This window comes from Pseudomonas sp. YJ42 (assembly GCF_047225135.1).
Classification (GTDB): domain Bacteria; phylum Pseudomonadota; class Gammaproteobacteria; order Pseudomonadales; family Pseudomonadaceae; genus Stutzerimonas; species Stutzerimonas stutzeri_E.
In genome coordinates, this window is record NZ_CP178378.1 from 4,889,047 (window position 1) to 4,896,659 (window position 7,613).

Annotated in this window: 6 protein-coding genes and 1 pseudogene; 4 read left to right on the forward strand and 3 right to left on the reverse strand. The window is 59.5% G+C overall.

What is annotated here, in order from left to right; genetic code table 11:
* Positions 1–163: 163 nt before the first annotated feature.
* The gene (locus ACL0K2_RS22725; protein WP_413043448.1) at positions 164–1,765 is read right to left on the reverse strand and encodes an ABC transporter substrate-binding protein; all 1,602 of its coding nucleotides are present in this window, start codon (positions 1,763–1,765) and stop codon (positions 164–166) included.
* 250 nt (positions 1,766–2,015) lie between these two features.
* Positions 2,016–2,579: pseudogene (locus ACL0K2_RS22730) on the reverse strand (cupin domain-containing protein).
* A 162-nt stretch (positions 2,580–2,741) separates the two neighbouring features.
* Between ACL0K2_RS22730 and ACL0K2_RS22735 the strand changes: the two are divergent.
* The 3 genes from ACL0K2_RS22735 to ACL0K2_RS22745 all read left to right on the forward strand — a co-directional run bounded on the left by ACL0K2_RS22735 (position 2,742) and on the right by ACL0K2_RS22745 (position 6,357).
* Complete coding sequence (locus ACL0K2_RS22735) at positions 2,742–3,971, forward strand: M24 family metallopeptidase (protein WP_413043449.1); 1,230 nt, start codon at positions 2,742–2,744, stop codon at positions 3,969–3,971.
* 113 nt (positions 3,972–4,084) lie between these two features.
* Positions 4,085–4,984, forward strand: a complete 900-nt coding sequence (gene yedA, locus ACL0K2_RS22740; protein ID WP_413043450.1) for a drug/metabolite exporter YedA — start codon at positions 4,085–4,087, stop codon at positions 4,982–4,984.
* Between the two features lie 185 nt (positions 4,985–5,169).
* Positions 5,170–6,357, forward strand: coding sequence for an MFS transporter (locus ACL0K2_RS22745; protein ID WP_045161693.1), 1,188 nt, complete (start codon positions 5,170–5,172; stop codon positions 6,355–6,357).
* A gap of 238 nt (positions 6,358–6,595) precedes the next feature.
* On the opposite strand, the gene ACL0K2_RS22750 is transcribed toward ACL0K2_RS22745, so the two are convergent.
* Complete coding sequence (locus ACL0K2_RS22750; RefSeq protein ID WP_155397612.1) at positions 6,596–6,766, reverse strand: hypothetical protein; 171 nt, start codon at positions 6,764–6,766, stop codon at positions 6,596–6,598.
* 450 nt (positions 6,767–7,216) lie between these two features.
* On the opposite strand from ACL0K2_RS22750, the gene ACL0K2_RS22755 reads away from it, so the two are divergent.
* Positions 7,217–7,528, forward strand: a complete 312-nt coding sequence (locus tag ACL0K2_RS22755) for a general stress protein (RefSeq protein ID WP_019339525.1) — start codon at positions 7,217–7,219, stop codon at positions 7,526–7,528.
* The last annotated feature ends 85 nt before the right edge of the window (positions 7,529–7,613 follow it).

Below are 7,613 nucleotides of genomic sequence, written 5' to 3' on the forward strand. Positions count from 1 at the left end.
CTGGTCGGGCCCCGCCGGCGGCGAGTGCGTTGGCGAGGCGATTCCGTAGTGGCTGATCAACCGCAACCGAAGCGGCTACCACCGAAACTCGGGTCGTGGTTGAAAAAACAATGGCGCGGACGCAACCGGACTAACCCCACAGGCTAGCCCGGTGTCGCCATCACTAGCGCTTGTTTTCCACGCCGTAAAAGGAGTTGAGTGAGAAGGGACTGATTTTGAAGCCTTCCACGCTGTTGCGCATCGGCTGGTAAACGGTGGAATGCGCGATCGGCGTGATCGGCACTTCTTGCTGGAGGATCTGCTGCGCCTGTTCATACAGTTTGGTGCGTTCAGCCTGATCCGTCATACGCTTGGCCTGCTTGACCACCTCGTCGTAGTTGGCATCGCACCAGCGCGACCAGTTGTTGCCGCCTATCGCATCACAGCCATAGAGGGTGTTGAGCCAGTTGTCCGGGTCGCCGTTGTCGCCAGTCCAGCCGATCAGCATGGCGTCGTGCTCGCCTGCATGGCCGCGCTTGATGTACTCGCCCCATTCGTAGCTGACGATGCGGGCCTTGATGCCGATTTTGGCCCAGTCGGACTGGATCATCTGAGCCATCAGTTTGGCGTTCGGGTTGTACGGCCGCTGGACTGGCATCGCCCAAAGAGTGATCTCGGTGCCTTCCTTCACGCCGGCCTGCTTGAGCAGCTCGCGTGCTTTGTCCGGGTTGTATTCGGTGCTCTTGATACTCTCATCGTAGGACCACTGCGTCGGCGGCATGCCGTTGACGGCCAGCTGGCCGGCCCCCTGGTAGACCGCTTCGATGATCGACTTCTTGTCCACCGCCATGTCCAGCGCTTTGCGTACCTCGAGCTTGCCGAGTGGCTCGTGCTCAACGTTGTAAGCGATGTAACCCAGGTTGAACCCGGGTTGGTTGGGCACTTTCACGTTGGGGTCTTTCCGCAATGCCTCGAGGTCGGCAGGGCGCGGGTTGAGCGTGATCTGACATTCCCCGGCGCGAAGTTTCTGTGCGCGGACCGAGGCATCGGTGGTGATGGCAAAGATCAGGTTGTCGATCTTCACGTCCTCTGGGACCCAATAATCCTTGTTTCCTTTGAAACGAACCTGCGCATCTTTCTGATAGCGGCTGAATACGAACGGACCAGTGCCGATCGGCTTCTGGTTGATCTGCTCACCCTTGCCGGCCTTAAGCAGTTGATCGGCATATTCGGCTGAGTGGATCGAGGCGAAATGCATCGCCATATTCTGAATAAAGGCTGCATCCACTTTGTCGAGGGTGAAACGCACCGTCATGTCGTCGAGTTTTTCGACGTTGGTGATGTTCTTGTCCATGCCCATATCAGTGAAATACGGGAACTCACTGGGGTACGCCTTTCGGAACGGATGGTCCTTGTCGAGCATGCGCTGGAAGGTGAAGACGACGTCGTCGGCGTTGAATTCGCGGCTTGGTGTGAAGTAATCAGTGGTATGGAACTTCACCCCCGGGCGCAGATGAAAGGTATAGGTGAGACCGTCATCGCTGACGTCCCACTTCGTTGCCAGGCCGGGCTGGGCGAGAGTGCCGCCTCGCTCGAACTGGGCCAGGCGATTGAAGACGGTTTCAGCCGAGGCATCGAAGTCGGTGCCGGTGGTGTACTGACCGGGATCGAAACCCGCGGGGCTGCCTTCGGAGCAAAACACCAGGTTGCTGGCGGCGAAGCTGAGCGGCGAGCCGAGGATCAGTCCTGCGGCGAGCAACGTGCGGATCGAGATAGTGTTTCGCATGCAAACCTCATTCTTTTTTATGTTCATCGAGGGTTGGTCTCGTGGACCGAACAGTGGCTCACTGCACGCCGGTGTCGCCGTTGGGGGTTGCCCGCTCGGCGCAGAACACTGTTGGTAGCTGGGTCCTGGAGACACAGCCTAGCCTGCCTCGAAATTAAGTCATGCTGAAAACAGGGTCAACCGAAATTAAGCACTGCTAAATTTCTTTGACCTGGCTTTCGGTTACGAGGCCTAGCAATAGCGATGCCAGTTAGCGGGTGGTCAGATCGTCAAACAAACCCATGGTCGTTACCGTCAGCACTTCGGCCGCCTGGTCGCCCACATTCGCCAGATGATGCGGCTTACCCGCGTCGAAGTGAATCGAGTCTCCGCTGCCCAGCGGATAGTCGCGACCGTCTACCGTGTAGACGATTCTTCCCGACAGGACATAGGCGAATTCAGCGCCCTCGTGGGCGATGAGTTCTGATTGATAGCCCACCGGCATGCTGACCTTGACGGCGTTCAGCAGATTACCGGGGAAATTCGTAGAGAGGCGTTCGTAGGCCAGCGGCTGCCCCTCGATGGTGTAGCGCACGCGCTCGCCCTGGTGCTAGTCGGGCTGCGCCTGGCTGGGTTGATCGAACAGTGAATTGAGCGGTACACCGAGCGATTTGGCGATGTTCGCCAGCGATGAAATCGAGATGCCCGTGAGGTTGCGCTCGGCTTGGGAAAGGAAGCTCGCCGTCAGGCCGGACTCCCTGGCTACCTGATTCAAGGTCTTGTTCGCGGCACGCCTGTGCCGGCGCAAACGCTCACCGATGCGATCGACTGTCATGGGGGTTCGCCTTGTCAAAGTGGCCAGTATACGGCCAGCCCAACGAGCGTGCGCCAGCCTTAGTTCTGGCTATTTCGCGGTTTGGTTGAAAAAAGCTTTGCTTGAAAATTTAAGCTGTACTTAAATTCGGCGAACTTTCTTGGGTTCGTTTTGGAGAGCAGGATGACCATCGGCGTCGGCGGCAGCACGCAAGAAGAGGCGCTCGGGCGCTTGGGCAACATGCTGGATGGCGTCGAGCCGATCGGGCTGGCGGAGTACCGGGCACGCATCGAAAAGGCGCAGCGGCGAATGAGGCAGCTCGGATTCGAGGCGATCTTTCTCAGCGCCGGCCCCAATCTCGAATACTTCACCGGGGTGCGATGGAGTCCGAGCGAGCGCATGGTGGGTGCGATTCTGCCCGCGAATGGTGCGCTCGAATATCTGGCGCCGGCGTTCGAGGAAGGCACGGTTCGTGACTTCATGGTGGTCGATGGTCTGGTCAATGGCTGGCAGGAGCACGAAAACCCCTATCGTTTGCTGTTCGCCTGCCTGCTGCGCCTGGGCATCGAGCCAAACCCAAGAGTCAGGCCGCGTATCGGGCTCTGTTCATCACTGCCGTTCTTCATGTTCGACGGTCTTCGGATGCTTGATCCCGGTTATGCATTCGTCGATGCAGGCGCGGTAACCGCTCATTGCCGCCAGTGCAAATCCACTGCGGAAATCGCTCTTATGCAGCGGGCAAAGGACATGACGCTGGCGGTGCACAAGGCCACCGCGAGTATTCTTCGCGAGGGGATCAGCACCGCGGAGGTGGTTGAATTCATTCACCAGGCGCATCGTGCCGTGGGTGCGTCAGGCTCGGTCTTCTGCATTGTTCTGTTCGGCGAGGCGAGCGCATTTCCCCACGGCGTGAAATACGAACAACGGCTAAAACCTGGCGATATGGTGCTGATCGATACCGGCTGTCGCGTGCACAGCTACCTTTCCGATATCACCCGGAGCTACGTCTTCGGCGAGCCGAACGAGCATCAGCGGGCGCTGTGGGGCTTCGAGAAGGACGCGCAACTGGCGGCATTCGCGGCCGCGCGACTGGGCGCTCGTTGCGAACAGGTGGATGAGGCCGCACGCAGTTCACTCGAAGCGTGCGGCCTGGGCCCCGGCTATCAATTGCCCGGCTTGCCGCATCGCACCGGGCACGGTATCGGGCTGGAAATCCACGAGAGCCCATACCTGGTGCATGGCGACCAGACACCTATCGACGTGGGGATGTGCTTCAGCAATGAACCGATGATCTGTGTACCAGGCGAGTTCGGCATCCGTCTGGAGGATCACTTCTACATGACCGAGAGTGGACCGCGCTGGTTTACCGAGCCGAGTCACAGCATCGATGACCCGTTCGCTCTGGGCCGCTGAAGAGCAGGGTGATGCGACGAACTGCACCGGTAAACAAATAACTGACTGTGCTTGTCCTCGGGTGGGGCAGCCTACTTAGAATGATCGGTCCCACTGCCGCTCGGGCTTTTACCATGCGCCGCTATCCTTTGCTGCTCGTGGGCGCTTTTATGGCGCTCTACTTGATCTGGGGCTCGACCTACTTCGTGATCAAGCTGGGCGTACAGGCCTGGCCACCGATGCTGCTGGCCGGGTTGCGGTTCGTCATCGCCGGTAGCCTGATGTTCGCCTGGCTGCGTTGGCGCGGTGTGCCGATACCGACCGTGAAGGAATGGCGATCATGCGCAATTGTTGGCGTGCTGCTGCTGAGTTGCGGCAACGGCGGCGTCACGATCGCAGAACATCTCGGCGTGGCCTCGGCGGTAGCGGCACTGGCGATTGCCACCGTACCGCTGTTCGCTTTGCTGTTCGGGCTGATCTGGGGGCAGCGAACCACGACGCTGGAATGGTGCGGCATCCTGCTGGGGCTGATCGGTATCGGCCTGCTCAATCTCGGCCACAACCTGCAGGCGAGTCCGCTAGGTGCGGTGCTGGTATTGCTCGCGGCAGCCAGTTGGGCGTTCGGTTCGATGTGGAGCCGACATCTCAGCCTACCGGCCGGCGCGATGGCCAGCGCGGCACAGATGCTGGTTGGCGGCGCGGTATTGCTGGTTGGCAGCGTCGCCAGCGGCGAGCGTCTGCAGGAGATGCCCGATCTCGCCGGCTGGCTCGCGCTTGCCTATCTGACCCTACTCGGTTCCATCGTCGCGTTTAGCGCCTATCTCTACCTGCTCAAGCATGTACGACCCGCCGCAGCCACCAGCTACGCGTATGTCAATCCGGTGGTCGCCGTGCTACTCGGAGTGACGTTCGCTGGGGAACGGATCGGTACCGAAGAGTGGTTGGCAATGACGGTCATCGTATCTGCTGTGGTACTGATCGGCTTGCCGCAGTGGCGTAAATCAGCCATTCCGGCCGGTATCAAACCGGTCTGAGTCGCGGATCCCGCTCCGATCCGCTAGGGTTGTATGATGAGTTCCGCCTTGCCGAAATCAAAACCCATCGGTTAGAGCTCACATTCCATTGCATGGCGCAGTGCTTGCTCTTCGTGTTCTAAAGAGTGCCGTCGAGCGGCCCGCCATCGTTCAATTCGCGTTTCATCACATCGACAGGCGAACCGATGCCCGCTGCGAAAACACCTGCTACAAACGACACTCTGTTCATCCTGTCGCTGGTGGTGTTCAACTTCATTTCGTTCATTTCCATCGGTATTCCCCTGGCATCGCTGCCGGGGTACGTCCACGAAAACCTCGGCTTCAGCACCGCCGTCGCGGGCATCGTTATTGGTGCGCAATATCTGACTACCTTGCTTTGTCGACCGCTCGCCGGACGGTTGGCCGATGAGCGCGGCGCGAAGAAGACCGTACTGATCGGCATGGCGTCCGGTCTGGCCAGCGGTGTGTTGCTGCTGATCTCGGCGCTGCTGGAATCCTGGCCGATAGCGGGCATCAGCGTAATGCTCATGAGTCGGTTGATTCTAGGCTTTGCGCAGAGCCTTATCGGTATTTCGGCAATCACTTGGGGCATCAGCCGGTTGGGGCCGGAAAGCACCGCGCGGATGATTTCCTGGAACGGTGTCGCCGCTTATGGCGGCGTGGGCATCGGTGCGCCGCTGGGTGTGTTTCTGGAACAATCGCTGGGGTTGTGGAGCCTGGGCGTGGTGACCATGTTGCTGGCGGCGACCGGATTGGCGCTGGCCTGGCGCCGAGGAGATGCACCGCTCAACCCAGGCGAGCGCTTACCGTTCGGCAAGGTGTTGTGGAAAGTCGCTCCGCCTGGCCTCAGCCTCTCACTGGCCACCATCGGCTACGGCACGCTGACCGCTTTTATTGCCCTGTACTACGGCTCGCGCGGCTGGGAAGGCGCCGCCTGGTGCCTGACGGCGTTCGCTTTTGCGTTTATCGGGACCCGCTTGCTGTTTCCCAACCTGATCAACCGTGTCGGCGGCTATTCGGTTGCGGTGGTCTGTCTGGTGGTGGAGATCTTCGGGCTGGCGATGCTCTGGCTCGCCGAGGCGCCGAGCATGGCCTTGGCCGGCTCGGCGCTGACCGGATGCGGTCTGTCCTTGCTCTACCCGGCGCTAGGTGTGGGTGTGGTCTCCCGCGTCGGGGCCGTCAACCGCAGCTCGGGACTCAGCGTTTTTGCCATGTTCTTCGATCTGGCGTTGGGCCTGTCCGGCGCGATCATGGGTGCCCTGGCGGTCTATATCGGCATGCAGAATATTTTCCTAGGCGCAGCGGCAATGGCCGTGGCTGGCCTTGCAATCGTCTGGGGATTGCTCAAGCAGGAACGCAAGGCCGAAGGATGATCGCCGCAATACCGGCTACAGGGGAGCAGAGCCTGCCCGCTGAGATAGCCACTTCCCGAGCCGGAGGAGCAGCACCTAGGCGCAACGTCTGTCGCAAGCGAGCCCACCATCACGAATCAGAACGGGACGCAGGGGCGTTACGTGATGACACCTGGGCGGGCCGAAAGCACCGCTGAACCGGCGCCCGCTACCGCGTAGCGTCTAGAGCGATTCGGTAACGCGGTGGCTATCCCGCTGGTTACCGTCCTGCCGCACACATGCCGAGGTCCAGGGAGGCGCGTCGAGCCAGGGCTGCAGCACTCGGCCGATAGCTGCCCTTGCCTCGCTGGAGCTGCTTCCAGAACTCCAGCGGCTGCTTGGCACTGAGATCCGATTGCTTCACCAGGTTTTCCAGGGTCTTGCTGCTCATGTGGCCTCCAATAGCTCGATCGAGTGGTTGGTGGTCTTGAAAAAAGTCGCGTCCTTGCGCCAGCCGTCGCGGCTTTCCATGGATCTGAGATTGCCTGGCGCGAGTTACAGCTTGTTGACAGATTGCTCAGAACTCACCCGGGAGACGAACGGTAAGCCGCAGCCGAGGTTGTCGCCTGCGCTTGATCAATCAGAGCCGGGGAAATGCGTTATATCGATGTAAGCATCGCCGCTTCTGGAGTCGCCGTCTCGTTGCTATTGAAGTGCGATCATTTTGATTGATGGAATATATAAGGCGTGCCTGCTTCGCTCGATTTTTCGATTTAACCGTTCATCGTCAAGCTGGGATATTTGGCGAACTAATGTCCGCATCTTGTTTTCGGACATAGTGAGGCGGTTGTACTGCAGTCGCCATGTTCATTAGTACCATCCATGTAACTGGAGAAATCTCATGTCGAATGATAAGAGCGGAAATCCGGGTAACTTTGCAAATGATCGCGAGAAGGCGTCCGAAGCTGGGCAAAAGGGCGGCCACAACAGCGGCGGCAATTTTGCCAACGATCCGCAGCGCGCCTCTGAGGCTGGCCAGAAAGGCGGTCAGAACAGCGGCGGCAACTTCGCCAATGACCGCGAGAAGGCTTCCGAAGCTGGCCAGAAAGGTGGCCAGAACAGTGGAGGGAACTTTGCCAATGATCGTGAGAAAGCCTCCGAAGCTGGCAAGAAAGGCGGCCAAAACAGCCACGGCGGTGGCCGCAATTCGTAAGCCGTTATCGCTACAGCAGTAGCGGTTACGAGTACAAGCGGAGCCTGTATTGCAGGTTCCGCTTTTTTGTGCGTACTAATTAACT